Origin of the sequence: Actinomadura terrae (assembly GCF_022751215.1) — a bacterium.
Lineage (GTDB): Bacteria > Actinomycetota > Actinomycetes > Streptosporangiales > Streptosporangiaceae > Spirillospora > Spirillospora terrae.
Map to the genome: position 1 here is coordinate 199763 of NZ_JAICDG010000005.1, position 23326 is coordinate 223088.

Annotated in this window: 22 protein-coding genes; 12 read left to right on the top strand and 10 right to left on the bottom strand. The window is 71.9% G+C overall.

The annotated features are described in order from the left end of the window. Positions 1 to 3 precede the first annotated feature (3 nt). From K2F47_RS29950 to arfB, 4 genes are all read left to right on the top strand, one after another. Entirely contained in the window at positions 4 to 735 is a 732-nt protein-coding gene (locus tag K2F47_RS29950; protein ID WP_242909709.1) for a response regulator transcription factor, read from the top strand. Continuing rightward, positions 735 to 2270: a sensor histidine kinase gene (locus K2F47_RS29955; protein WP_272497678.1), complete on the top strand. Its 1536-nt coding sequence runs from the start codon at positions 735 to 737 to the stop codon at positions 2268 to 2270. The genes K2F47_RS29950 and K2F47_RS29955 overlap by 1 nt, the downstream gene beginning before the upstream one ends. 260 nt (positions 2271 to 2530) lie before the next feature. After that, entirely contained in the window at positions 2531 to 3619 is a 1089-nt protein-coding gene (locus K2F47_RS29960) for a S1C family serine protease (RefSeq protein ID WP_242909131.1), read from the top strand. A gap of 197 nt (positions 3620 to 3816) precedes the next feature. Then, positions 3817 to 4239 carry an alternative ribosome rescue aminoacyl-tRNA hydrolase ArfB gene (gene arfB / locus K2F47_RS29965; RefSeq protein ID WP_242909132.1) on the top strand — a complete coding sequence of 141 codons (423 nt, stop codon included), beginning with the start codon at positions 3817 to 3819 and terminating at the stop codon, positions 4237 to 4239. Here the strand turns inward: arfB and K2F47_RS29970 are convergent. Beyond that, positions 4208 to 5782, bottom strand: a complete 1575-nt coding sequence (locus tag K2F47_RS29970; protein WP_242909134.1) for an MFS transporter — start codon at positions 5780 to 5782, stop codon at positions 4208 to 4210. The genes arfB and K2F47_RS29970 overlap by 32 nt on opposite strands. A gap of 105 nt (positions 5783 to 5887) precedes the next feature. On the opposite strand from K2F47_RS29970, the gene K2F47_RS29975 reads away from it, so the two are divergent. Beyond that, positions 5888 to 6589, top strand: coding sequence for a hypothetical protein (locus K2F47_RS29975; protein ID WP_242909136.1), 702 nt, complete (start codon positions 5888 to 5890; stop codon positions 6587 to 6589). On the opposite strand, the gene K2F47_RS29980 is transcribed toward K2F47_RS29975, so the two are convergent. From K2F47_RS29980 to K2F47_RS29990, 3 genes are read right to left on the bottom strand one after another with little or no spacing between them, the layout of a single operon-like run. Then, positions 6586 to 7230 (bottom strand): M15 family metallopeptidase, encoded by a 645-nt coding sequence (locus tag K2F47_RS29980; RefSeq protein WP_242909138.1) that lies wholly within the window; start codon positions 7228 to 7230, stop codon positions 6586 to 6588. The two genes, K2F47_RS29975 and K2F47_RS29980, sit on opposite strands and share 4 nt — an antisense overlap. A 7-nt stretch (positions 7231 to 7237) precedes the next feature. Beyond that, complete coding sequence (locus K2F47_RS29985; RefSeq protein ID WP_242909140.1) at positions 7238 to 7543, bottom strand: hypothetical protein; 306 nt, start codon at positions 7541 to 7543, stop codon at positions 7238 to 7240. Between the two features lie 26 nt (positions 7544 to 7569). Then, positions 7570 to 8016, bottom strand: a complete 447-nt coding sequence (locus K2F47_RS29990; protein ID WP_242909142.1) for an ATP-binding protein — start codon at positions 8014 to 8016, stop codon at positions 7570 to 7572. A 109-nt stretch (positions 8017 to 8125) separates the two neighbouring features. Between K2F47_RS29990 and K2F47_RS29995 the strand changes: the two genes are divergently transcribed. From K2F47_RS29995 to K2F47_RS30010, 4 genes are all read left to right on the top strand, one after another. Next, on the top strand, positions 8126 to 8944 hold the full coding sequence (locus K2F47_RS29995) for a DUF5753 domain-containing protein (RefSeq protein WP_242909144.1): 819 nt from the start codon (positions 8126 to 8128) through the stop codon (positions 8942 to 8944). Then, entirely contained in the window at positions 8937 to 9128 is a 192-nt protein-coding gene (locus tag K2F47_RS30000) for a DUF397 domain-containing protein (RefSeq protein WP_242909146.1), read from the top strand. Before K2F47_RS29995 ends, K2F47_RS30000 begins: the two co-directional genes overlap by 8 nt. Next, positions 9125 to 9319, top strand: coding sequence for a DUF397 domain-containing protein (locus tag K2F47_RS30005; protein ID WP_242909147.1), 195 nt, complete (start codon positions 9125 to 9127; stop codon positions 9317 to 9319). The genes K2F47_RS30000 and K2F47_RS30005 overlap by 4 nt, the downstream gene beginning before the upstream one ends. Before the next feature lie 687 nt (positions 9320 to 10006). Beyond that, a complete protein-coding gene (locus tag K2F47_RS30010; RefSeq protein WP_242909149.1) occupies positions 10007 to 10600 on the top strand; it encodes a TetR/AcrR family transcriptional regulator in 594 nt (197 codons plus the stop codon). 217 nt (positions 10601 to 10817) lie between these two features. Here K2F47_RS30010 and K2F47_RS30015 read toward each other — a convergent pair whose 3' ends face one another. Both K2F47_RS30015 and K2F47_RS30020 read right to left on the bottom strand, forming a co-directional pair. After that, positions 10818 to 12626: a M4 family metallopeptidase gene (locus tag K2F47_RS30015; protein ID WP_308198483.1), complete on the bottom strand. Its 1809-nt coding sequence runs from the start codon at positions 12624 to 12626 to the stop codon at positions 10818 to 10820. 552 nt (positions 12627 to 13178) lie between these two features. Next, positions 13179 to 16037: a helix-turn-helix transcriptional regulator gene (locus K2F47_RS30020; RefSeq protein WP_242909150.1), complete on the bottom strand. Its 2859-nt coding sequence runs from the start codon at positions 16035 to 16037 to the stop codon at positions 13179 to 13181. A gap of 412 nt (positions 16038 to 16449) precedes the next feature. Here K2F47_RS30020 and K2F47_RS30025 point away from each other — a divergent pair, with 412 nt between their 5' ends. Together K2F47_RS30025 and K2F47_RS30030 are read left to right on the top strand one after the other, a co-directional pair. Further along, complete coding sequence (locus K2F47_RS30025; protein WP_308198484.1) at positions 16450 to 17070, top strand: SigE family RNA polymerase sigma factor; 621 nt, start codon at positions 16450 to 16452, stop codon at positions 17068 to 17070. After that, on the top strand, positions 17067 to 18281 hold the full coding sequence (locus tag K2F47_RS30030) for a TolB-like translocation protein (protein ID WP_242909151.1): 1215 nt from the start codon (positions 17067 to 17069) through the stop codon (positions 18279 to 18281). The genes K2F47_RS30025 and K2F47_RS30030 overlap by 4 nt, the downstream gene beginning before the upstream one ends. Before the next feature lie 67 nt (positions 18282 to 18348). Here K2F47_RS30030 and K2F47_RS30035 read toward each other — a convergent pair whose 3' ends face one another. The 3 genes from K2F47_RS30035 to K2F47_RS30045 form a co-directional block, all read right to left on the bottom strand. Next, on the bottom strand, positions 18349 to 19110 hold the full coding sequence (locus tag K2F47_RS30035; RefSeq protein ID WP_242909152.1) for a crotonase/enoyl-CoA hydratase family protein: 762 nt from the start codon (positions 19108 to 19110) through the stop codon (positions 18349 to 18351). Positions 19111 to 19120: 10 nt separating this feature from the next. Beyond that, positions 19121 to 19894, bottom strand: coding sequence for an SDR family NAD(P)-dependent oxidoreductase (locus K2F47_RS30040; protein ID WP_242909153.1), 774 nt, complete (start codon positions 19892 to 19894; stop codon positions 19121 to 19123). Between the two features lie 174 nt (positions 19895 to 20068). Next, positions 20069 to 20464 carry an SCO5389 family protein gene (locus K2F47_RS30045; RefSeq protein ID WP_242909154.1) on the bottom strand — a complete coding sequence of 132 codons (396 nt, stop codon included), beginning with the start codon at positions 20462 to 20464 and terminating at the stop codon, positions 20069 to 20071. Positions 20465 to 21622: 1158 nt separating this feature from the next. On the opposite strand from K2F47_RS30045, the gene K2F47_RS30050 reads away from it, so the two are divergent. Next, positions 21623 to 22108 (top strand): C40 family peptidase, encoded by a 486-nt coding sequence (locus K2F47_RS30050; protein WP_242909155.1) that lies wholly within the window; start codon positions 21623 to 21625, stop codon positions 22106 to 22108. A gap of 126 nt (positions 22109 to 22234) precedes the next feature. On the opposite strand, the gene K2F47_RS30055 is transcribed toward K2F47_RS30050, so the two are convergent. After that, positions 22235 to 23311, bottom strand: a complete 1077-nt coding sequence (locus K2F47_RS30055; RefSeq protein WP_242909156.1) for an alkene reductase — start codon at positions 23309 to 23311, stop codon at positions 22235 to 22237. Positions 23312 to 23326 lie beyond the last annotated feature (15 nt).

The following is a 23326-nucleotide window of genomic DNA, read 5'->3' on the forward strand; positions in this document are numbered from 1 at the left end:
TCACTGGTTGAACGGACGGCGAACGGCGGCGGCAGGGCGGCCGAGGCGACGCTGCTCGTCGTCGAGGACGAACCGAACATCCTGGAACTGCTCTCGGGGAGCCTGCGCTTCACCGGCTTCGAGGTCGTCACCGCGACCAACGGCGCCGACGCCGTGCAGGCCGCGCGGCGGCACCGGCCCGACCTGATCGTGCTGGACGTGATGCTGCCCGACATCGACGGGTTCGACGTCGCGCGGCGGCTGCGCTCGGGCGGCGACCACACGCCGGTGCTGTTCCTCACCGCGCGCGACGCCGTCCAGGACCGCGTCAAGGGCCTGACGATCGGCGGCGACGACTACGTCACCAAGCCGTTCAGCCTGGAGGAGGTCATCGCCCGCATCCGCGCCGTGCTGCGCCGGTTCCGGGGCGGGGTGGCCGAGGCGACGCCGCGGATGGTCTTCGCCGACGTCGAGCTCGACGAGGACAGCCACGAGGTCTGGCGCGACGGCCGGCCCGTCCAGCTCTCGCCGACCGAGTTCAAGCTGCTGCGCTACTTCATGGCGAACGCGGGCCGCGTGCTGTCCAAGGCGCAGATCCTCGACCACGTGTGGAACTACGACTTCAGGGGCGACGCGGGGATCGTCGAGTCGTATGTGTCCGCGCTGCGCCGCAAGGTCGACAACGTCGAGCCGCGGCTGATCCACACCCTGCGCGGCGTGGGATACGTGCTGCGCGAGCCCCCCGCCCAGGGCTGATGGCCACCCGGGCCCCGGCTCTCGGCCCCGCCGGTTCCGCCGGTTCCGCCGGTTCCGTTGCGGCGCCGCCCGCGTGGCGGCTCGGTTCCTTCTGGGGGCGGACGCCGCTGCGGGTGAAGCTGGTCGCGGGGATGCTCGTCCTCGTCACGCTCGGGATGACCGCGATGAGCGCGGCGAGCACGTCGGTGCTGCGCGAGTACCTGGTGACGCGCGCCGACGACCAGTTGAAGGGCTGGGTGCAGCGCGCGCTCACGCAGGTCGTCCCGCAGCTGGAGGCCGGGCGCGCGCAGATCGACGTCCGCATTCCGAGCGAGATGAACGTCCAGATCCGCGACGACGCCGGACGGCCCGTCCAGCAGAACAGCCCGTGGGGCGTGCAGGGCTACCCGAAGCTGCCGGCGAACCTCGGCCGGCACCTCTACGAGCCGTTCACGGTGAGCGGCGGCGGCCCCGGCTCGCCGTGGCGGGTGCTCGCCGAGCCGATCCCCGGCGGCGGCGTGATCATCCTCGGGCTCAGCATGGACGAGATCGAGCGCACGGTCGGGCGGCTCGTCGCGATCGACGTGATCGTGGGCCTGCTCGTGCTCGCGGTGCTGGTCGTCCTCGGCGTGTGGGTGGTGCGGGCCGCGCTGCGCCCGCTCGCCGCCGTGGAGGAGACGGCCGGGGCGATCGCGGCGGGAGACCTGTCCAGACGTGTGCCCGAGGGCGATCCGGCGACCGAGATGGGACGCCTCGGCCGCTCGCTGAACGTGATGCTCAGCCAGATCGAGTCGGCGTTCGGCGCGCGCGCCCAGTCCGAGGCCGCCGCGCGCCGCTCGGAGGACGCGGCGCGCCACTCCGAGGAGCGCATGCGCCGCTTCGTCGCCGACGCGGGCCACGAGCTGCGCACCCCGCTCACCGCGATCCGCGGCTTCGCCGAGTTCTACCGGCAGGGCGCGGCGCGGGACCCGGCCGACATCGCCCGGCTGATCGGGCGCATCGAGGAGACCGCGTCCCGGATGGGCCTGCTCGTCGAGGACCTGCTGCTGCTCGCCCGCCTCGACCGCGAGCGCCCGATCGAGCGCCGCCCGGTCGACCTGCTCGCCGTCGCGGCCGACTCCGTCCAGGAGGCGCGGGTGCTCGCGCCCGCGCGGACCGTCGAGCTGTCGGTCGAGGGCGGCATGGCCTACCAGGTGCGCGGGGACGAGCCGCGCCTGCGGCAGGTGCTCGGCAACCTGCTGACCAACGCGATCCGGCACACCCCGGCGGGCACGCCGATCGAGGTGCGGCTGTCGCCGGGCACGCTGCGCGGCGCGCCCGCCGCGATCGTCGAGGTCGCCGACGAGGGCCCCGGCCTCTCCCCCGAGCAGGCCGAGCGCGTCTTCGAGCGGTTCTACCGCGCCGACCCGGCCCGCTCCCGGGAGGACGGCGGCACCGGCCTCGGCCTCGCGATCGTCGCCGCGCTGGTCGCCGCGCACAACGGGCTGGTGGAGGCCGACTCCACCCCGGGCGAGGGCGCGGTGTTCCGGGTCGTCCTCCCCCTCGACCCGGACTGATCCTTTTCCCGGACGGCGTTCAGGCTCCTTTCAGGAACGTGCGCTTGGGTGGGGATCACAGGGCGCGTCCCGATCCCGGCGGGACCGGGGGACTCGCGCCCTGGCCAACGTCAGGGCACCGTGGCCGAGGGGATGCACGCCGCACACCCCCTCGGCCACGGTTTTTTGTGACCTGTCGCCGTTCAGCACACTTTCAGGTTGGCTCCAGGCGGGTTGCAGGCCCGGGGCGCAGGCTCATGGTCAAGAGACAGGGGGAAGACATGAGCGCCGACCAACCGCGGCAGCCTTGGGAGCCGCAACGACCGGACACCGCTCCGCACGGCCCGACCTGGCAGCCGCCCGGTGGCCCCGGAGCGTCGTCCCACCAGCAAGGCCCGACCGACCCGTCCATCCACCCCGCCCCGCCCGCCGCGCACGCCGCACCCCCGCCGCGCGGCCCGCAGGGAGCGCCGCCCTACCACGGCGGCCCGCTTTTCCCGCCCTACCAGACCGTCACCGACCCCATCGCGCCGCAGCCGCGCGGGCTGTGGACGGCCCGCCGCAAGCTCGCCGCGTTCGGCGCCGCCGCGCTGATCGCCGTGGGCGCGGGCGGCACCGGAGCGGCCCTGGCGATGGCCGTGACGGACGGCACGAGCGCCTCCTCCAGCCCCACGGCCGTCGCCGGGGCCTCCACGAAGCTGGGCACGATCGCGCAGGTCGCCAAGGCCGTCCAGCCGAGCGTCGTGTCGATCCAGGCGCAGACCGCGCGCGGCACCTCCGGCGGCTCCGGCGTGATCCTGCGCCCGGACGGCACGATCATGACGAACGCGCACGTCGTGTCCGGCGCCCGCCAGGCACAGGTCAAGCTCAGCGACGGGCGCACCGCCAACGCCCGCGTGCTCGGCGCCGACACCCGCAACGACATCGCCGTGATCAAGGCCGAGGGCCTGTCCGGCCTGAAGCCCGCCACGCTCGGCGACAGCGCGGCGCTCGCGGTCGGCGACCAGGTCCTCGCCGTCGGCAGCCCGCTCGGCCTGGACGGCTCGGTCACCTCCGGCATCGTCAGCGCGCTCGGCCGCCAGATCCAGGAGGGCGACTCCGGCGGCGAGCAGAACCTGCCGCCCGGTATGCGCGGGCAGCTCTCCCAGCAGCAGCAGACCGTGATCGAGAACGCGATCCAGACCGACGCCGCGATCAACCCCGGCAACTCCGGCGGCGCGCTCGTCAACGCGGCCGGGCAGGTGATCGGCGTCAACACCGCCATCGCCACCTCCGGCGGCAGCGGCGGCAACATCGGCGTCGGCTTCGCGATCCCGTCCAACACCGCCAAGCGGGTCGCCCAGCAGATCATGGACGCCCCTCAGACCTGACCTGAGGACGACCCGTCCGTTCGTGCTCTGGGGGGAGCGGGAGGACGGACGGCCGTCCCTGGGTCACAGGGGCCCCTCCCCGGGCCGGGGGTGGGGCCCGAGAACGGCCGCGTGTCTTGGGGACACGCGGCCGTTCTCGCATTCCCGGCCGGAAAACCGAACGACAATCCCCCGCCCGTCCGGGGATAATCGACGACATGTCCGAGGAGCTGCACATCCGCGGCTCGGTCTCCGTGCCGGAGTCCGAGCTGCGCTGGCGCTTCTCCCGGTCCTCCGGCCCCGGCGGGCAGCACGTCAACACCAGCGCCACCGCCGCCGAACTCTCCTACGACGTCGCCGCCTCGTCCCTGCCCGAGCCCTACAAGACCCGCGCCCTGGAACGGCTCGCCGGACGCCTCGTCCGCGGCGTCCTCACGATCCGCGCCGAGGAGTTCCGCTCCCAACTCCGCAACCGCGACGCCGCCCGCGCCCGCCTCGCCGCGATCCTCGCCGAGGCCACCGCCCCGCCGCCGAAGAAGCGCGTCCCCAAGAAGATCCCGCGCGGCATCAACGAACGCCGCCTGGAGAACAAGAAGCGCCGCTCCAACGTCAAACGCTCCCGCTCCCGCCGCTGGGACTAGCGGGGGTGCCCCAAGCCGCCGCGCGTTCGGCCGCGGGCTGCGCGCCCGCCGCCCCTTTGTCGGACGGCTCGGTGGGGCGTGTCGCCCTGATCAGGAGCGCGAGGGCGGCGAAGACCACGGCGGAGATGGCGCCGGTCACGTGCAACCCGCTGGTGAACGCGTCGTGGGCGGTGCGCAGCAGCGCCTCGCCCTGGACGCCCGGCAGGTCGCGGGCGACGGCGTCCGCGCCCGCGAGCGTCTGGCGCGCGGCGTCCGGCGCGTCCGCCATCCGCGAGCGGTAGACGGCGGCGCCGACCACCCCGAGCACCGCCATGCCCAGCGACGAGCCGAAGTAGTTGCTGGTCTCCGACATCGCCGCCGCCGCACCGGCGCGCTGCGGCGGCACCGAGCCGACGACGAGGCCGGTGCCGAGCGCGAACAGCGGACCGGTGCCGAGCGCGAGCACGGCGACCCCGGCGATCAGCCACGGGAGGCCGTCCGTGCCGTCCACCCGCGTCACCAGGACGCAGCCGACGACCGACAGGCACAGCCCGGCGGCGATCGCCGAGGCCGGACGCATGCGCCGCGCCAGCAGGGGCGCGGTCATCGTCCCCGCCGCGACGCCCAGCCCCATCGGCGCGAACAGCACCGCCGACGCCAGCGGCGAGTGCCCCAGGACGCCCTGGAGGTACTGCGTGGCCATCAGCCCCGTCCCGGCCATGGCGACCCCCGCGAACACCAGCCCGACCAGGACGGCGGCGAACGAACGGTTCCGCAGCAGCCGCAGATCCAGCAGCGGCTCGCTGAGCGCGAGCTGCCGCCGGACGAAGACGACACCCACCACCACACCGCCGACGATCGCCGCGACCGGGACGAGCGTCCCGTCCGAGGCGTCGACGGCGAGCCGCTTGAGCCCGTACACCGCGGGCAGCACGGCCGCCAGCGACAGCCCGACGCTGAGCAGGTCGAGGCGTCCGCGCGCCGGGCTGCGGAACTCGGGCAGCAGCACCGGCCCCAGCACCAGCAGCGCGACCATGACCGGCACCGCGACCAGGAACACCGACCCCCACCAGAACCACCGCAGCAGCAGCCCCGCCAGGACGGGCCCGAGCGCGCCCCCGGCGAACTGGCAGGTCGCCCAGATCGCGATCGCCCGGCCGCGCCGCCGGTCGTCCGGGAACATGTTGGTGATCAGCGCGAGCGTCGAGGGCATCAGCGTCGCGCCCGCGACCCCGAGCAGTGCCCGCGCGGCGATCAGCATCTGCGGGTTCACCGAATATGCCGAGACCACCGAAAGAATCGCGAACGCCGTGCCGCCGACGAGCAGCAACCGGCGGCGTCCGATCCGGTCGCCGAGCGTCCCCATCGTGATCACGAACCCGGCCATCAGGAACCCGTAGCCGTCCGTGATCCACAACTGCTCGGTGCCGCTCGCGCCGAGGTCCTCGCTGATCTGCGGCAACGCGAGGAACAGCGCCGTGATGTCCATCGCGACCAGCAGGGTCGGCAGGACGAGCACCGCCAATCCGAGCCACGCGCGCCGGGGCGCGATCTCCTGTGCCATGCCGGTCTCCTCTTCTCAGGGGCCACATCCATGACTTGGTCGGAGCCGAGCACCGGATCTCGACAACGCCTTGACGTGAAGATCGCGTCAGGATCTCCTTGACGCATGAGCGAATCCGCCGAGTTGAACCGCGCGTCCCGGATCCGGGTGGCGCTGTGCGAGGCCGCCGCCCAACTGGCCGACCGCGCCGCCGTCCTCGTCCGCACCGGGGCCGACGGGCTCCCGGGCGACCTCACCGACGAGGCGCGGCAACTGGTCGCGCAGGCCGAGCAGGTCATGGAGCTGGCGGTGCTGTGCGACCGCAGGCGCGGCGCGCCGTGGGCGGCCATCGGCGAGGCCCTCGGCGACGTCTCGAAGCAGACCGCGCACGAACGCTACGCCGAGGCCGACCGGCGCCTCGACCAAGCCCTCATCGAGCACTGGCTGACCGGCGAATCCCCGGCCGCCGACCTGCCGCCCGGCGCCGACGCGGCCGTCCGCACCCTCGTCCGGCTGGACGAGTGGGCCGCGACCCGCGTCCGTCTCGGCGTCGTCGACGAGGACCTTGAACACCAGGTGACCTCCGGCCTCGCCCCGATGACGACCGCCGAGCACGGCGCCCTGCTCACCGCCGCCGAGGCCCTGATCGGCACGACCACCGACACCGTCCGCCGCCACGCCTTGGAGGAGGGCTACGCCAACCGCGCCATCCAGTGGCACGAACGCCTGATCGCGGACGAACTCGCCACCCCCGGCAGCACCGGAACCCCGGTAGAAGAACTCCGCGCCCGCCTAACCGAAGCCCGCACCCGCCTAAGAAACCTCTAACCCTCAATCAGCGCGTAACAAGCGCTGTCCGCCCCACTGATCAAAGCCCAGTACCGATCCCCGAACGACCAGTGCCACCATTCGGTCGGATAGTTCACCAGCCCCACGGACTCCAACGCTCCCCCGAGGACCCCGCGCAATTCACGAGCCCCCGCACTGATCCCACCGGAAGCCGTGTAACACCTGCCGCCGCTCTCCTCCGGCGAGGCGTTCATGGGCGTCCCCAGATCGAGCTCGTTACCCTCACCATCGACGAGCGTCAGATCCACCGCCGCCCCCGCGCTGTGCGGCGCGATCTCGACCGGCGAGACGAAACGGCTCGCCGCCGACCGGACCTGCTCCTCCGTCCAGTCGCCGTGCTCGACGCGGAGGCCCCTGGCGTACTCGTCGAAATACCGACGCTGAAGCGCCAGGGGCCGATACCCCTCGACCACGAGGAACCGCATACCCGTCGGCAGGGCCGCCTCCGCCCGACGAAGCCGTTCAAGGACGCCCTGGCGCAAGGAGAAGTAGCCGTCGGAATCGTCCTGCAAACGCCGATCCACGAGCAGGAACTCCCGCGCATCGACAAGCGGCTCCCCGCACTCACGCACCGGCACCCCCGCGACCCTGGCGTCGGCCATCAAGACAATCTCGCTCACTCCCCGATCATCCCTCAGCCGTCACCACCGCGAGAATCCGATCCCTGAGCAGCCGCCCCACCAACTCGGCCCCCTCCCCGGCGTCCCCGCACGGACACAGGTATTCCCGCTCGCCCCGCCGCGCCTCGTAATAGACCCACCCCTCTCCGGGAACGGCCCGCGCACTCACCACGACCCCCAGGTTCTCGACCCGACACGGGTAGACCCAGAGCAACGGCACGGCGAACCCCTTCATCCGGTAGAGCCGGACGAAATGCCACCCCCTTGCCCCGAGCGCGACGACGAGCCCGTCCAGGAAGCGCACGGCGACCATGCGCCTCCACCGCGGCACGAACCAATTCACTCCAGCGCGCCATTCAGCGCCGCGCATACCCACTTGCCCCGCGGCCAGGTGCTCTCCACCCAGTACCGCCGGGTGAGGCTCTCCACAATGGAGAGCCCCCACCCGCCGTTGTCGTCGAAGTTCTCCTCGCGCAGATCCAGCGTCTCCAACGAGACCTCGACGCGCCGCGCCACGGGCCACGCGTCGCACCCGTCCCACACCGAGAGGCGCACCTCCCCGGCCCCGATCCCGGCATGCACTTTGATCACGTCCCGCAGCCCGGAGGCCCCGACCGCGTTCGCCGCGAGCTCCCCCACGACGAGCGCCGCGTCCGCCACCAGGAATGGCAGACCCCATTCCCGCATTACCCCGGCCACCAGCACCCGCGCCCGACCCGCGGCCACCGGCGAAGCCAGCATTCGCCACGAAACACCCGATTTCTGCTGAATGACACTCACGTCCACCACGCTCCTCTCGAATCTCGGTGAACCAATCCACAGAATGAGCCGCATGGAGCGTGACCGCATGCCTACAGTGAAGATCTGAAAGTAGATGACAGAGAGGCCGCCCCCCATGGCGATCAAACCGTCACCCGACCCCCGCAACAGCATGTGGGACTTCATCGCCTACTACCTGCGCGTATGGCGCAGGATGATGCAAGGTCACGGGCCCAGGATCACCGAGATCCTAAAGATCAGCGAGGCAACACTTTCACGGCTGGAACACAACCAGCGGCGCCTCAGCGGGGACGAAGCCACAAAGATCGACAAGGCCTGGGGAACAGGAGGCGTTTTCGGACTTCTCGTCTGGTACGCATCCATCGGCCACGACCCGCAATGGTTCGCCCAATATCTACACCTAGAGCGCGTTGCCGAAATTATCAGTACCTTCGAGGCACAGGTGATCCCCGGACTGCTCCAGACGGAGGAGTACGCCCGATCTCTCCTGATCGCGGGAGACGCGACGAGGGCCGACGCCCTACTTCGCGCTCGCATAGAACGCCAGATGGTCCTGACCAGGGACCCCGCGCCCCATCTCTCGATTGTGATGTCCCAGAACGCCCTTGAGTGGCCGGTGGGGAGTCCCGCCATCATGCGGGAGCAGATCGAGCGGGTCCTGGAAGCGTCGACACAACCGAACTTCGTCGTCCGAGTGGTCCCAAGGACGTGGGCGACCGGCGCCTACCCCGGCCTGGATGGCAGCTTCACCCGCATGACCGGCGAGTTCGGCGATGTGGTTTACACCGAATCACCTGAGGGGGGACGCTTGGTCTCGACACCCGCCGAACTGAGGGCCTTCGCCGTAAGGTACGACCGCATCAGCGCCAAGGCACTACCAGAGGAACCCTCGCGGGAGCTGATCAAGCACGTGTTGGAGGAATACCATGGCTAACCTTGTCTGGCGCAAGTCCAGCCACAGCGGCACCCAGGAGGGCAACTGCGTCGAGGTCGTAGAACTACCGCAAGGCGTCGGCATCCGCGACAGCAAGAACCCCAACCAGGGCCACCTCACCCTCGCCCCCCAAGCCTTCGCCACCCTCCTCACCCAAGCCAAGCGCGGCGACCTCACACCATGACCGCTCCTGTCTGGCGCAAGTCCAGCCACAGCGGCACCGGTGACCAGAGTGTCTGCGTCGAGGTCGCGAGCCTGCACCCTCAAGTGGGCGTGCGCGACAGCGAGAACCCCGACGAAGGTCACCTGGTTCTCTCCCCCCAAGCCTTCGCCAGCCTCCTCAGCCAAGCGAAGCGTGGCGATCTCAGCCTCTGACTCTCACACCCAACAAGCCCCGGCCCACCCGCCGGGGCTTGTTCGTGACAACGGCACCAGTCCTCACTTCCCTTCGCGCCATATCTCCCCGGTCCGTGGTGTCGCGTGTGGGCCGGGGGTGCGGAAGGTAGCCCTCACTGTTCCGTCGGATGCCGCTCTCCATCTCCTGATGTAACTTCTAGTAGTCATATGGATTCAAGGAGTAGCTATTATGAAAGGTGTTCGGCCGCTTCGCTTGCCGAAGACGTTGGGGGGCACCGCATATCTTCGTGCCGGGCTTCGGCTGCTGCGAGAAGAGTTCGGTTGGTGAGGTCCGGGCTCTTGTCGCTTGGACGGGGCCTCGACGCGTAGGTACGGGCCTCCGGGGGCGAGGCCTTTGTGCGTTCGCCTCGATCAGGGCCGTGGTCGGCATTGGCGCAGAACTGGAAACATCACTGTCCGAGCGCGTCCGGTGTGACACTCATAGGTGCGCGGCGGCGCCCTCGCGGCGTTCGCGTCCAGACGCCGGGTGCCGGTGAGGTCCGTCTAGCCGAAGTTAGTCCCCGTCACACAGGGCTACAAGAACCGGAGGTACGGGGCGCTTCTCACCGGGTGGTCATGGGATTCTCACCGCCTGGGTCATAGCGCGTCTGGGCGGGCGGGAAGTGATCTTCTTGATCGAGAACGCGCAGAACAGGAGAGGGAGCGATGGTGCGGACGAACCCCGAGCGTCGGGAGGCCCTGCTGGACGCGGCGATCGAGCTACTCGCCCAGCGCGGCGCCCGCGGGGTCACCTACCGCGCGCTGGACACCCAGGCCGGGGTCCCCACCGGCACGTCCCTGCACTATTTCCGCAACCGCGAAGAGCTGCTCAAACAGCTCGCCTACCGGGTGCTGAAACGCTACAAACAGCGGGAGGGCCGGAACCGGCCCACAGTGGCCGACCCGCTCGACCGCGAGGCCCTCACCACGTTGTTCCAGCGAAGCGTCCGCCAGGCCATCGCCGACTCCACGCTCCAGACGGCCTCGATCGAACTGGCCCTGGAGGCGTCCCGCAGCCCCGACCTGCAACCGATCATGGTCGAGATGACCCGCACCGGGCTCAGCGAGGACTTCACCGACCTGGCCGCCCGACAGGGCCCGAACGGCACCAACGACCTCACCATGCTCTACATGGCCCTGCACTCGCTGGTCACCCACATGGTGCTCATCCCAGGCGCCTTGCCTGTAACCGACATCGACGAACTCGTCGCCCATTTCATCCACCGCTTGATCCCGGAGCAGGAGCCCGACGCGTCCTGACGTCACCATCACCGTCGGAGGCACCGCCGCGGGTGGACCCCAGGTTCCGCGCACCCGACCTCACCGTTGCAGACGGAGCCGGCCCCGGGGGTCGAGCGGGCGGCGCTTGCGCGCTCGGGGCCGGCCTCCGCGCAGGGGTGGCGCCGCGGTGCTCTGGGGAGAGCAGAGCACCGCGGCGTCGGGGAGGGTGGCTGGGGTCAGTGCTGCTCTACCGCGGTCAGGCGACCTGCTCCCAGAGGGCCGGGACGGCGGCGGGGGTCCAGCCCGGCTGGGCGGTGTGGGGCTGGAGGCAGCGGTACTTCACGCCCTCGAAGGTGACGACGTCACCGGCCTTGTAGGCGGTGCCGGCGGCCCAGGAGGTGTCGCCCGGGTTGCCGGGGCCGGGGCCGGGGTCGCCGGGGCCGGAGCGCTCACCGACCTTGACGCCGGCCCACGCGTCGGCGGTCGCCTTGTACTCGGGGCTGTCCGCGCCGTACAGCTTGGAGGCCGCCGCGAGCGTGCCGCGCCGCGCGTCCTTGTAGTCGGTGTTCGCGCGGAACTCCTCGGTGAGGGCCTTGTACCAGATGGCCGTGGCCTTCTCGCGGCCGATGCCGGTGACCGGCTTGTTGTCGGCGGTCGGGGAGTTGTAGCTGACGCCGTTGATGACCTTCGACCCGCTGCCCTCGGAGAGCAGGTAGTAGAAGTGGTTGGCGATGCCGGAGGAGTAGTGGACGTCCACGCCGCCCGCGTTCGGCCCCCAGTTGTCCAGCGACGAGCCGTCCTTGCTCGGACGGTCCATGTACCGCAGCGGCGCCCCGTTGCCGGAGATGTTGATCTTCTCGCCGATGAGGTAGTCGCCGACGTCGCTGGAGTTGTTCGCCCAGAACTCGATGGCCGTGGCCATGATGTCGGACGTGGCCTCGTTCAGCCCGCCGGACTCGCCCTCGTAGATGAGGCCCGCCGTGTTGGCGGTCACGCCGTGGGTCATCTCGTGGCCCGCGACGTCCAGCTCGGTCAGCGGCTTGCTGTTGCCCTGGCCGTCGCCGTAGGTCATGCAGAAGCAGCTGTCCTCCCAGAAGGCGTTGACGTAACTTCTGCCGTAGTGGACGCGGGAGTACGCGCCGACGCCGTCGCCGCGGATGCCCGCGCGGCCGAAGACGGTCTTGTAGAAGTCCCAGGTCTCGCCCGCGCCGTAGGCGGCGTCCACGGCGGCGGTCTGGGCGTTGCTCGGCGTGCCGTCGCCCCACTGGTCGTCGGCGTCGGTGAACAGCGTGCCCCGGCCGGAGGTGCCGCCGTTCAGGTTGGTCGTGTCGTGGTTGCCGCGACCGGTGTCGCGCAGGGAGTAGCTGCCCCCGGAGCCGCTCGTGCCGAGCTGCACCGTGCCGGAGTACTGGCTGCGGCCGGTGCCGGTCTGCACGCCCTGCCACTGGACGATCTTCTTGCCGGTGGTGGCGTCGGTGATGACGTGCAGGCGGTTCGGCGTGCCGTCCTGCTGCGTCCCGCCGGTGACGGTCTCCCAGGCCAGGACGGCCTCGCCGTCGCGTCCCATCCACACGACCTTGCGCGGCGCGACGCTGCCCTCGGCCTTCGGCGTGGCGGGCCTGGTGGAGGCCAGCGCCGACGGGGCGGTGTTCAGCTTCAGCTGGTGGGTGTCGGCCCGCGAGACGCGCTCCAGCTTGCCGGACGCGGCGCGGTGCACGATGAGGTCGCCGCCGATGACGGGCAGGCCGTCGTAGGTGCGCGTGTAGTGGGTGTGGGTGGTGCCGTCCTGGTCCTTGACGACGGTCTTGGTCTGGAGCGCGACCTTGTCGCCCAGGTTCAGCTCGGACGCGGTCGCGCCCTGCTGGGCCTGCGCCTTGCCGATGAGCGCCTTGTACTCCTGGGGGCTCACCTTGGCGGGCAGCTGGCCGGAGCCGGCGGGGGGCTTGGCGGGGGTGGCGGAGGCGGGTGCCGCCTGCATGCCGAGCGCCGCCATGGCGGCGACGGCGACCAGCGCACTGCTCGTGCTGACGCGCCGGCGAGCGCGTCGGGGGTTAATGGATGTCACGCGGAACTCCTTGTCTGACGACCGTCTCCGGGAAGGACGGCCGAGGGGGGAGCGTTCCAGGGCGCTGGTGGGTACCCGGGAACTCCGGAGTCGTAGGGGTGGTTGACGGGGGAACAATCCCACGCATTTGGGTGCATGTCACCGGAAAGTTGGACGCTGGACGCATCCGTAGGGACATCGGTTCCAGCGCAAGGGAAATCCCTACGCGGGTGAGGGTCTAACGAGGGGTCCTAACCGATAGGAAGGTTTCCTATCGGATGGAAACGCCCTAGCCGGAAGGGGTACGGGCGGTCGGCGCCGAACCGGGGACAGTCCCGGCTTCGGACGGCCGCCAAGCAACCCCTCGGCGCCGCCGCGAGCGCACGGGCGGTCACGCGGCGCGCTCGCCAGCGTATCGAGACGATCATCCGAATCGGTCGGCGGGGCCGCTCGGCGAGACGTTCACCCGCGCCGCTCCGCGCAGCCGGTTGACGAGACCTGTCGGCGCAACTGGTCGGCGAGGCCGGTTGGCGAGGGGAAGGGGTGGTCCGGCGTGGGGGCGGGAGGGGTGGGTCAGCCGGGGAGGGAGGCGCCGGGGCCGTCCAGGCCGCCGCTCAGGAAGGAGCCCAGCTGCGCGCGGGAGCGGATGCCGAGCTTGCGGTAGATGCGGGTGAGCGACGCCTCGACGGTCTTCACGCTGAGGAACAGCCGGTTCGCGACCTGCTGGTTGGTGGCGCCCTGGCCGACCAGCAGCGCGATCCGCTGCTCGCCCTCGGTCAGGGACGCGCGGGCCGTCGCGCCGAGCGGGTCCGCTCCGTCCCGCAGGCCCATGTCCAGGCGGACGAGCCGGTGCCGCGCCTGCTCGGCCCAGGGGCGCGCGCCGCAGCGCAGGAAGATCTCCAGCGCGTCGGACGCGGCGTGGCGCGCGGGCCCGGCACGCCGTCTTCGGCGTTCGATGCGGGCCTGTTCGAGCAGGCAGTGCCCGACTTCGAGGGGCTGGCCGAGCCGTTCGAACAGCGCGGCGGCCTTCAGCAGGTGCGCGACCGCCGCGTCGTGCTCGCCGCGGGCGGCGAGGACGGCGGCCTCGGCGCGGTCGAGCCGCCCGGTGACGCCGATGCCGCGGGCGCGGTCGCCGACGGCGGCGCGGGTCGCGCTGATGACGCCCTCGGCCAGCTCGACGTCGCCGAGCTGCGCGAGCCCTTGGGCGAGGTCGCCGTGCCAGCGCAGCACCAGCGGGGACGGGACGCCGCGTCCCTCGCCGAGCGCGTCGATGCGCCACAGCGTGTCGACGCCCGCGCGGATGTCGCCGCCGCGCATCTGGGCGAGGCCGAGCACGTGCAGCAGGCGGCTCTGGAAGATGACGTCGTTCTCCTGCTCGGACGCCCGCAGCCCGCGTTCGGCCAGCGCGATCGCGCGGCGGATGCTGCCGCCCGCGAGTTCGGCGAGCGCCCCGTGGTACCAGGCCGGGCCGGGGCTGAGCGCCGCCTCCTCGGTGATGCGCATGGCGCGGTCGGCGAAGTCGAGGGCCTCGCGGCAGCGTCCCGTCCGGACGGCGACCTCGGACAGGTTGCGCAGTACGTGCACGACCTCCTCGCCCGATCCGCGCTCGACCAGGGCCAGCATTCGCAGGAGTTCGTCGCGGGCCTCTGACAGGCGGTCCTCGACGACGGCGCAGTACGCCGCGATGTAGCGGGGCGTGGTGTGCATCTGGCCGTCGAGGGGAAGTTCCGGAAGCCGCCGGGCGCGCCTGAGGTCGCTGGCGTAGTCGCCGCGTCCCTCGATCAGGGAGATGTTCGCCCGGACGGCCAGCACCTTCGCTTCCAACGCGGTGTCGCCGGTCTCCCGCGCGTGCGCGAGCGCGCCGTTCGCCTCGTGTTCGGCGCGTTCGGACGCGCCGTTCAGCAGGGCGCCGAGCGCCATCCGCAGCCGCAGCGGGCCGAGCAGGGAGGGGTCGCCCTCCGCGTCCACGAGGGCGGCGGCGAACACCTCGCCCATCTCGGCGAGCCCCTGCCCGGACAGGTCCAGGATCGCGAGCCTGACCCGCACCCGCTGCGCGCGGGTCGCGTCGGCGGCGAGGACGGCCTCGGCCGAGCGGTGCACGAGGTCGGGCAACCCGCCGTTCGCGCCCGTCTCGGCCGCCGCGACCAGCCATTCCAGCCGCTCGGCGGCGGGCTCGGCGGGCGAGCGGTCGGCGGCGAGCCGGTACAGCTCGGCGGCCATCCGGTGCGAGCCCTGCCGGACGGCCTGCTCGGCGGCCGTGACCAGCGAGTGCGCCAGCTCGGCGTTCGGGCCCGGGTCGGCGAGGGCGCGGTGCCGGGCGCGGCCCGCCGCGTCCGGCACGACGGCAGCGAGCGCGCGGTGCACCCGCGCGAGGTGCGCGGCCTCGGCGGACTCGGCGAGGACGGTGCCGACGGCGGGCGGCGTGAACCGGATCCCGCCGCCCTCGGTGATCAGCAGCCCGAGCACCGCCGCCTGCCGGATCTCGCGCGCGGCGTCGGCGCGTCCGGCGCGGCGCAGCAGGTCGGTGGTCGGACGGATCGCCAGCGCCGCCATCAGCAGCGTCTCGCGCGCCGCCGCCGACAGCCGCGCCAGCCGTTCGACGATCACGGCCTGGACGCGCTGCGGCAGCGGCGCGGGGCGCCAGTGCCGGGGAATCCGGTCGGTGAACGCGCCGCCGAGCGCGAGCGCGAGGAACGGGTTGCCGCCGGAGTCGGAGTGCAGCGTGTTCACCACGCGGACGGGCAGCCCGTAGCTGTCGAACAGCTCGGCCAGCTCGTCGGGCTCCAGCGGTGGGACGGGCAGGTGGAGCGCGTCGGGCGCGGGGCTCCAGGTGGCCCCGGCGGCCTCACCGGCGGCGAAGCCGTCCGGCCAGCGTCCCGCGACGACGGCGCGCACGCCCCGGGCGCCGAGCCGCCGCACCGTGTAGCGGATCGCGTTGACGGACTCGGTGTCGAGCCACTGCGCGTCGTCGACGAGCAGCAGCACCGGACGTTCCTCGACGCACCGCGCGAGCAGCCCGCGGAACGTCAGCCTGCACGCGAGGTGGTCCATGGGAGAACGGTCGGTGGAGGAGCGTCCGACCGGGCCGGTCTCCTCGGGCTCGTCACCGGCGGCCTCCTCGTCGCCTTCGACGGCGGCCTCGCCGGACGCGGCGGAGTGCGGCTCGGGCAGCCCGGTCAGCCGCTCGCGTGGAAGCTGCGCGGTGAGCGTGCCGGGAAGCTGGTCGAGCAGTTCGGCGAGGCCCGAACAGGGCACCCAGCGTTCGGTCTCGGTCCCCGCGACGCGCAGGACGAGTTCGCCCCGGGCGGCGGCCGCCGCTCCGACGGCTTCGAGCAGCGCGGTCTTCCCGATGCCGCTCGGCCCCGTCAGCACGGCGCTGCCGTTCGCGGCGAGGCGCGCCTCCACGGACGTCAGCAGTGCGGATCGACCCACCAGGGACGGTGGTGTTCCCTTCCGGACAGCCGACTGCACGGCCCGAACGTCCATGGCTCGTTCCCTTCAGGAGGAATCCGGCGCCGCGCCGACAATAACCACGAGCCGGGACACTCACAACGCCCCTGACCGGCCCGAGGACCGCCGGTTCGGACGGCGCCGCCCGTCGCCGCAGGTCACCGCGCCGGAGCCGACCGTATACGACCTTGATTCCGTCCCATGACAGTTCGCGCGGGGCACCGCGGGCGCCGCCGAGTCAGGGCCTTTGGGACATCCCTCCACCCGCCCTGGTGCCTTTCCCGGGGCGATCCTGGAAGCAGCAAATCCCGGTGCCGTGCGTGTAAGAGGCGTGAGAACCGTAGCGGCAAAAGCGACGCGCCCTCCCAGCGCGGACGATCCCGGCAAGGACGCCATGAGGGAAAGAACGACGCACACCACGGAGGACGCCGTCGAGGACACCGCCGGCACCTGGCAGCGCGAGAAGGCGCCCGACGCGGCGCGAGCGGCGGCGGAGGAGACGGCACGGGCCGAGACCCGTCTCGCGGAGGCCAAGCTGGCGCTGGTGACGCTGTTCCGCGAGCACCAGCTCAGCCTCACCCGGACCGCCCTGATGATCGTCGGTGACCGGCCCACGGCCGAGGACGTCGTGCAGGACGCCTTCGTCGAGATGCACCGCCGGATCGACCGGATCACCGACCACGACCGGATGCTGCCCTACGTCCGCGCCGCCGTGGTGAACCGGTGCCGGTCGGTGCTGCGCCGCCGCCGGCTCGCGCCGCGGCTGTGGCGGACCTACGAGCCGCCGGTCTGGTCGGCGGAGTCGGCGGCGCTGATCGGCGAGGACCGGGCGGCCGTCTTCCACGCCCTGCGCCGGCTGCCCGAGCGCCAGCGGGAGGCGCTGGTGCTGCGCTACTACCTGGACCTGGACGAGCCCGAGATCGCCGAGGTGATGGGGATCAGCCGGAGCACGGTCCGGTCCGCGACCTCGCGGGCGCTCGCCGCGCTCGCGCGTGACCTGGGGGAGGAATCATGACCGGGACCGAACGGCGCCTGCGGGAGGCCTTCGACTCCGCCGCCGACACCATCGACCCCGACTCGCTGAAGCCGCTGGTCCTGCCCACGCGCGGCCGCGGCTGGCTGGTCCCGTCACTGGTGGCGGGGGCGCTGGCGGTGACGCTGGTCGGCGGCGCCGTCGCCGGCGGGCAGATCTTCCACACCTCCTCGCCGTCGTCCCCGGCGCTCGCGGGCGGGCAGGAACGCCTCATCGCGATCCACAACGGGAGGGCCGTGGTCGAGGACGGCGCCGGACGCGTCATCGCGCGCATCCCCGGCCGCTACGCCGCCGTGGCCGCCGCCGTGCCCGCGTCGCCCGCCCCCTCCCCTTCCGCCTACGTGACGGACGAGGCGTTGAGCAGCATTCCCGCCGCGTCCTCGGCCCCCTCCGCCGGCGCGTACCCTCCGTCCAGCACCATGACCTTCTCGGCCACCCCGGGCCCGGCCGGGAAGCCGGACCCCGTGTCGAGCGACGGGCGCGTGTTCTTCCTGGCCGCGGAGACGAGCACCGACACCTACGCCTTCTTCCGGGTCACGCTGGACGATCCGTCCGTCCCGAAGCCGGTGCCCGGCGGGACGGTGCGGAGCTCCACGATGGCCGGCGGGCCCAACCAGTTCACGGTGAGCGGCGACGGCTCGAAGCTCGCCGTCGTCGGCAACCCCGGCGACCGCGCCGAGGCCGTCGTCGTCGACGTCCGGACCGGTGCCCACCGGACGTGGACCGCCCCCGGCGAGCGCCCCATCACGAGCGCGACCTGGTCCCCGGACAACCGCACGCTCGGGTTCATCTGGCCGGAGAAGGACGGCGAGCCCGGCCTGCGCGCGCTCGACACCGGCGGCGCCTCGTCCGACCTGGCGTCCGCGCGGCTGATCGGCAAGGCCACGCTCCCTTCGAACGCGCTGGTGAACGCCTTCACCTACGACCCGGACGGGCGGACGGTCACGGCGGCGGTCCAGGGTGAGAAGCGGGGCGGCGACGACGCCACCGAGTACACGATGACCCGCCTGGACGCGCGGACGGGCAAGCCGACGGGCTGGAAGGTCGTCCTGCCCACCGACTCCTTCTCGTTCAGGCCCGACACGTCCGGAGGCCACTTCCTCCATGTCATCGACGGCCGGCTCGGCCGCGTGGACGGCGGTGTCTTCTCCTGGGTGACGCGGTACTCCAACTACGAGGACGCCGCCTGGTAGGCGCGGCGGCGGCACATGGACGCCCAGGGCTGGTCGGCCCCGGGCGTCCAGCGCGTGTCGCGGAGGGTTATTCGCCCTTCCAGACCGGCTTGCGCTTCTCGGCGAACGCGGCCGGCCCCTCCTGGGCGTCCTTGGACGCGTAGACGGGCAGCACGACCTCGCCCTGCTTCGCCCACGCCTCCTCCGCCGTCCAGTCGGCGGACTCGACGATGACCCGCTTGGTGGCGGCGAGCGCGAGCGGGGCGTTCTCGGCGACCCGGAGCGCCAGCTCCTTGGCGGTGTCGAGGGCGCCGCCCGGCTCGGCGAGCCGGTTCACAAAGCCCAGCTCGGCCATCCGCTCCGCCGGGTACTTGTCGCCGGTCAGCGCGATCTCCATGGCGATGTGGAACGGGATGCGGCGCGGCAGCCGCAGCAGCGCGCCGCCCGCCGCGACCAGGCCGCGCGTCGGCTCGGGCAGCCCGAACAGCGCGTCCCGCGAGGCGACGACCATGTCGCAGGACAGCGCGACCTCGCAGCCCCCGGCGAGCGCGTAGCCCTCGACGGCGGCGATCAGCGGCTTGGCGGGCGGGCGCTCCACGATGCCGGCGAACCCGCGCCCGTCCACGACGGGGTTGTCGCCGGTCAGGAAGCCCTTGAGGTCCATGCCCGCGCAGAAGGTGCCGCCCGCGCCGGTGATGACGCCGACCGACAGGTCCTTGCGGGAGTCCAGCTCGTCCAGCGCGGCCGCGATGCCCTGCGCCACCGCGCCGTTGACGGCGTTGCGCGCGGCGGGACGGTTGATCGTGATCGTGAGGACGGCGCCGTCCTCCTCGGTGAGAACTTCGGTCATCGCGGGTGCCTCACTTCGGCTGGAAGCGGATGCCGCCGTCGAAGCGGATCGTCTCGCCGTTCATGTAGTCGTTCTCGATGAGCGCCTTGACCAGGTGCGCGAACTCCGACGCGCGGCCCATCCGCTTCGGGAACGGGACGGGCGCGTACAGCTTGGCCTTGAACTCCTCGGCGGCCTCGCCCTCGCCGTAGATGGGGGTGTCGATGATCCCCGGGCAGATCGTGTTGACCCGGACGCCGATCGCGGCGAGGTCGCGGGCGGCGGGCAGCGTCATGCCGATGATCCCGCCCTTGGACGCGGAGTAGGCGACCTGCCCGACCTGCCCCTCGATGCCGGCGACGGACGCGGTGTTGACGACCACGCCGCGCTGGCCGTCCGCGTCGACGGGCTCGGTCTTGGCGATCGCGGCCGCGCCGATGCGCATCAGGTTGAAGGTGCCGATGAGGTTGACCCGGATCACGGTCTCGTAGGCGCCGAGGTCGTGCGGGCTGCCGTCGCGGTTGACGGTGCGGGACGCCCAGGCGACGCCCGCGCTGTTGACGATGACGCGCAGCGGCGCGCCGGTGTCGACGGCGGCCTGGACGGCGGCGGCCACCTGCGCCTCGTCCGACACGTCGGTCTTGACGAAGGCGCCGCCGACCTCGTCCGCGACGGCCTTGCCCTTGTCCTCGTTCAGGTCGGCGACGACCACCGTGGCGCCCTCGGCGGCCAGCGCGCGGACGGCGGCCTCGCCGAGGCCGCTCGCGCCACCGGATACGACGGCGGAAACTCCGTTCAGGTCCATGGACAGCACCTTACGTGAGGGACCGAATGTGGTTCGGGGTGATGGTACCGAGACGCGTGCGCCTCGCCCCGCACCTACCCACCGGTGCCACGCGGTCCCCGGCCTGTGACGGGTCGCAGTCGTGGGACGCCGCACGACGACGACCCGCCACAGGCGTCTCTCACCTCGCGGAGGTCAGCAGTCGACCAGCTCCGGAGACTGGTTGAGGAGCTGGGCGCGCGGCGAGACGAACCGCTCGTGCCGCTCGGCGACGCCGTCGACGGCGAGGTCGAACGCCGCGACGCGGTGACAGTTCTGGAAGGCCAGCCGGACGCCGAAGTGGCGTTCGAGCGCCCCGCGCATCGAGTCACTGGCGAGCACGCGCAGCAGCTGGCCGCGGGCCTGCTCGTCCGGCGGCGGGGTCTGGTTGTCGGCGAACCCGGTGCCGCCGTCGCGCATCCGGGTGATGACGTCGCTGATGACCTGCCACGCGTACGGCAGCGAGTCGCGGACGCACGCCACGAACGACGCGTCGTCCACCTCGCCCTGCCGCGCCTTCTCCAGCAGCCGGTCGTCGACAGTCAGGGACATGATCGGACTCCCCTCTCACCGTGTGTGGGACAGGGTTCAGCGTCGCATGGAAATGATTTTCGTTCCATACCCTGGAAGCGGGAGTGTGCTGGCATCCCGGACATCAACCAGTGATCTTGGACGCACCGGACGGGATGGGATACGGCACGCTCGAAGAGCCGTGCCCGGCACGCCCGAAGAGTCCTACGGCACGCTCGAAGAGCCTTCACGCGGGCGTGACGCGTCCGTGATCGGCGTTGCACGGGGCAGCCGTCCGGATGTGGACGATCCCCCGCCCACCCTGTGGCACATATCACGCTCACATAAAGGACAACTCACTCGGCAAGGCCGCCATTCACCTCTCACCGGCGGGTCACATTTCCTTGATCCGGCCCCCGCACACCCTCCCCGAGCGGATGATCGAGAGCCCTCCGCGCCCCCGCCAACCCCGTGATCTGCGCACGCATTTTTCAAGAATGGCTCGTCACGCGACGCACCGGACACTTCACGAAGCGTTCGTCGCGGCAACTCGAAATCCGTTTCGCCAGCAGATGTGACCCACCTCACAATGGGCGAAATTCGGGCGCGGTAACCCCTGGCAGGGCGCTGATCGCCACGCTCCGTCAAGATCTGTTCCAATGTGTGAATCGTCCAGGCATTTGCCACGGCGGCCGGAATCTGGCTACGTTCCTGCCCGGTTCATGCGGCACAGGCGCCGCCCAGATAACAGAACACGCAAACCGACGAGCGGTTGCGGTACCGCCTCAGGCCTTTCCCCTCTCAGGCCTGAGGACCGTCCTCCCGGCGGCGCGGGTCCATGCCAGGGCCCGGCGCGCGTCCCGTGGACGGGGTCACCGCAGTGGAGCCGCCGTCGAGAGCCGAGTCCGTGCAGCCATGAGGCACGGAGCCGGAATGCGGCCACGTCCGCGGCGTCCAGACGACGCCCGGAACCCCCCACGCGGCGTCCAGCGACGTCCGGAAGGCGGAGTGGCCGCGGCATCCCGAGATCCCCCAGCGGTAGCACCGCCGGAGGTGACGGCTGCCCGGTAGGCATGGTCCGCGAAATCTGGAGTCATCCTGCATACCCCCCGAATCCCTCTGAAGAACGGCATCACCCGCGGGTCGCTCACCGGCGGCCTCGTCCTCACCACGGCGACCGCGCTCGGCGCGTCGCTGCTGGTGGCGGCACCGGCGGAGGCCGCGAACGCGCGGACGGCGTCGACCACCACGTCGGCACGGACGGCCGCCGCCGCGAGCGTCGCGGCCGCCCGGGTCTCCGCCTCGCGGAAGGCCCGGCAGAAGAAGCGCGCCGACAAGGCCGTCAAATACGCTTACCAGCAGATCGGCGACCCGTACCGCTACGGCGGCACCGGTCCCCGCTCGTGGGACTGCTCCGGGCTGGCGGGAGGCGCCTGGCGCAAGGCGGGGGTGAAGCTGCCCCGCACCACGCAGCAGATCTACCGCGCGGTCAAGTACAAGGTCTCGTGGAAGGGCGCCGTCAAGGGCGACCTGCTCTTCTTCTACGGCGGCAGGTCCCACATGGGCATCTACGTCGGCAAGGGATACATGATCCACGCGCCCAGCTCGGGCCAGCGGGTCAAGAAGGTCAAGCTGGCCGGCTACTACAAGCGCAACTTCCACGGCGCCGTCCGTCCCGGCTACTGATCCGGGCCGCACCCCTGAGGACTTTCCGGGGTCCATCCATGCCCTCGGTCTGTCTTGTGCGCTGCGCAGGTTGCTGCTGCGCGGGCCCCGCACCGTTCCGGTGCGGGGCTCCGCCGCGTCCACGGGTCAGGAGGTCAGCGCCGGGTAGTCGGTGTAACCGCGGTGGTCGCCGCCGTAGAAGGACTCCTCGTCGGCCGCGTTGTAGGGCCCTCCGGCCTTGATGCGCGCGGGCAGGTCCGGGTTGGCGAGCCACATCTCTCCGAACGCGACCGCGTCGGCCACCCCTTCGCGCAGCGCCTCCACGCCGTACTCGGGCCTGGACGGGAAGGACTCGGGCGTCGGGTGCGCGTTGAGGATCAGCGCGCCCGGCCAGGCGGCGCGGAGCTTGCGCGTCGTGCTCCGGTCTCCGACCTCCATGATGTGCAGGTAGGCCAGGTCGAGCGGCGCCAGGGCGGTCACCAGGGCGGTGTAGAGCTCGACGGTGTCGCTCTCGCTGACGCCGTTGGCGTTGTTCCCGGGAGAGATCCGGAAGCCCAGGCGCTCCGCCCCGATCGCGCCGGCGACCGCCCGCGCGACCTCCACGCCGAACCTGATGCGGTTCTCCACCGCGCCGCCGTAGGAGTCCGTGCGCGTGTTGCTGCCGTCGGCGAGGAACTGGTGGATCAGGTAGCCGTTCGCGCCGTGCAGTTCCACCCCGTCGAAACCGGCGTCGACGGCGTTGCGCGCCGCGTCCGCGAACTCCTGGACGGCCTGGGCGATGTCCTCCACCGACATCTCGCGGGGCTCGGGGTGGTCGAGCATCCCGTACGGGGTGAACAGCTGCTCGCCGCTGGCGATCGGCGACGGGGCCAGCGGCAGCGCGCCGTCCGGATAGAGGTAGGGGTGCCCCACGCGGCCCCCGTGCATAATCTGCGCGAAGATCCGGCCGCCCGCGGCGTGCACCGCGTCGGTGACGTCCCGCCACGCCACCACCTGGTCGCCCGTGTGCAGGCCCGGCGTCCAGATGTAGCCCTGCCCGAGGACGCTCGGCTGCGTGGCCTCGGTGATGATCAGCCCGGCGCCGGCGCGCTGCGCGTAGTACTCGGCGATCAGCCCGGTCACCTTGCCGTCCTCGACGGCCCGGCTCCGCGTCATCGGCGCCATCACCAGCCGGTTGGGCAGCTCCAGGCTCCCGATCGAGACCGGCTCGAACAATTCCTCCATGACGTCCTCCACATT

Coding starts and splice junctions, on each gene's coding strand:
- arfB (WP_242909132.1), top strand. CDS start 3,817: ATGTCCGAGGAGCTGCACATCCGCGGCTCGGTCTCCGTGCCGGAGTCC.
- K2F47_RS30055 (WP_242909156.1), bottom strand. CDS start 23,311: ATGGAGGAATTGTTCGAGCCGGTCTCGATCGGGAGCCTGGAGCTGCCC.
- K2F47_RS30025 (WP_308198484.1), top strand. CDS start 16,450: ATGAGGGAAAGAACGACGCACACCACGGAGGACGCCGTCGAGGACACC.
- K2F47_RS30030 (WP_242909151.1), top strand. CDS start 17,067: ATGACCGGGACCGAACGGCGCCTGCGGGAGGCCTTCGACTCCGCCGCC.
- K2F47_RS29955 (WP_272497678.1), top strand. CDS start 735: ATGGCCACCCGGGCCCCGGCTCTCGGCCCCGCCGGTTCCGCCGGTTCC.
- K2F47_RS29995 (WP_242909144.1), top strand. CDS start 8,126: ATGGCGATCAAACCGTCACCCGACCCCCGCAACAGCATGTGGGACTTC.
- K2F47_RS30005 (WP_242909147.1), top strand. CDS start 9,125: ATGACCGCTCCTGTCTGGCGCAAGTCCAGCCACAGCGGCACCGGTGAC.
- K2F47_RS29970 (WP_242909134.1), bottom strand. CDS start 5,782: ATGGCACAGGAGATCGCGCCCCGGCGCGCGTGGCTCGGATTGGCGGTG.
- K2F47_RS30000 (WP_242909146.1), top strand. CDS start 8,937: ATGGCTAACCTTGTCTGGCGCAAGTCCAGCCACAGCGGCACCCAGGAG.
- K2F47_RS29985 (WP_242909140.1), bottom strand. CDS start 7,543: ATGGTCGCCGTGCGCTTCCTGGACGGGCTCGTCGTCGCGCTCGGGGCA.
- K2F47_RS30040 (WP_242909153.1), bottom strand. CDS start 19,894: ATGGACCTGAACGGAGTTTCCGCCGTCGTATCCGGTGGCGCGAGCGGC.
- K2F47_RS30010 (WP_242909149.1), top strand. CDS start 10,007: ATGGTGCGGACGAACCCCGAGCGTCGGGAGGCCCTGCTGGACGCGGCG.
- K2F47_RS30045 (WP_242909154.1), bottom strand. CDS start 20,464: ATGTCCCTGACTGTCGACGACCGGCTGCTGGAGAAGGCGCGGCAGGGC.
- K2F47_RS29975 (WP_242909136.1), top strand. CDS start 5,888: ATGAGCGAATCCGCCGAGTTGAACCGCGCGTCCCGGATCCGGGTGGCG.
- K2F47_RS30035 (WP_242909152.1), bottom strand. CDS start 19,110: ATGACCGAAGTTCTCACCGAGGAGGACGGCGCCGTCCTCACGATCACG.
- K2F47_RS29960 (WP_242909131.1), top strand. CDS start 2,531: ATGAGCGCCGACCAACCGCGGCAGCCTTGGGAGCCGCAACGACCGGAC.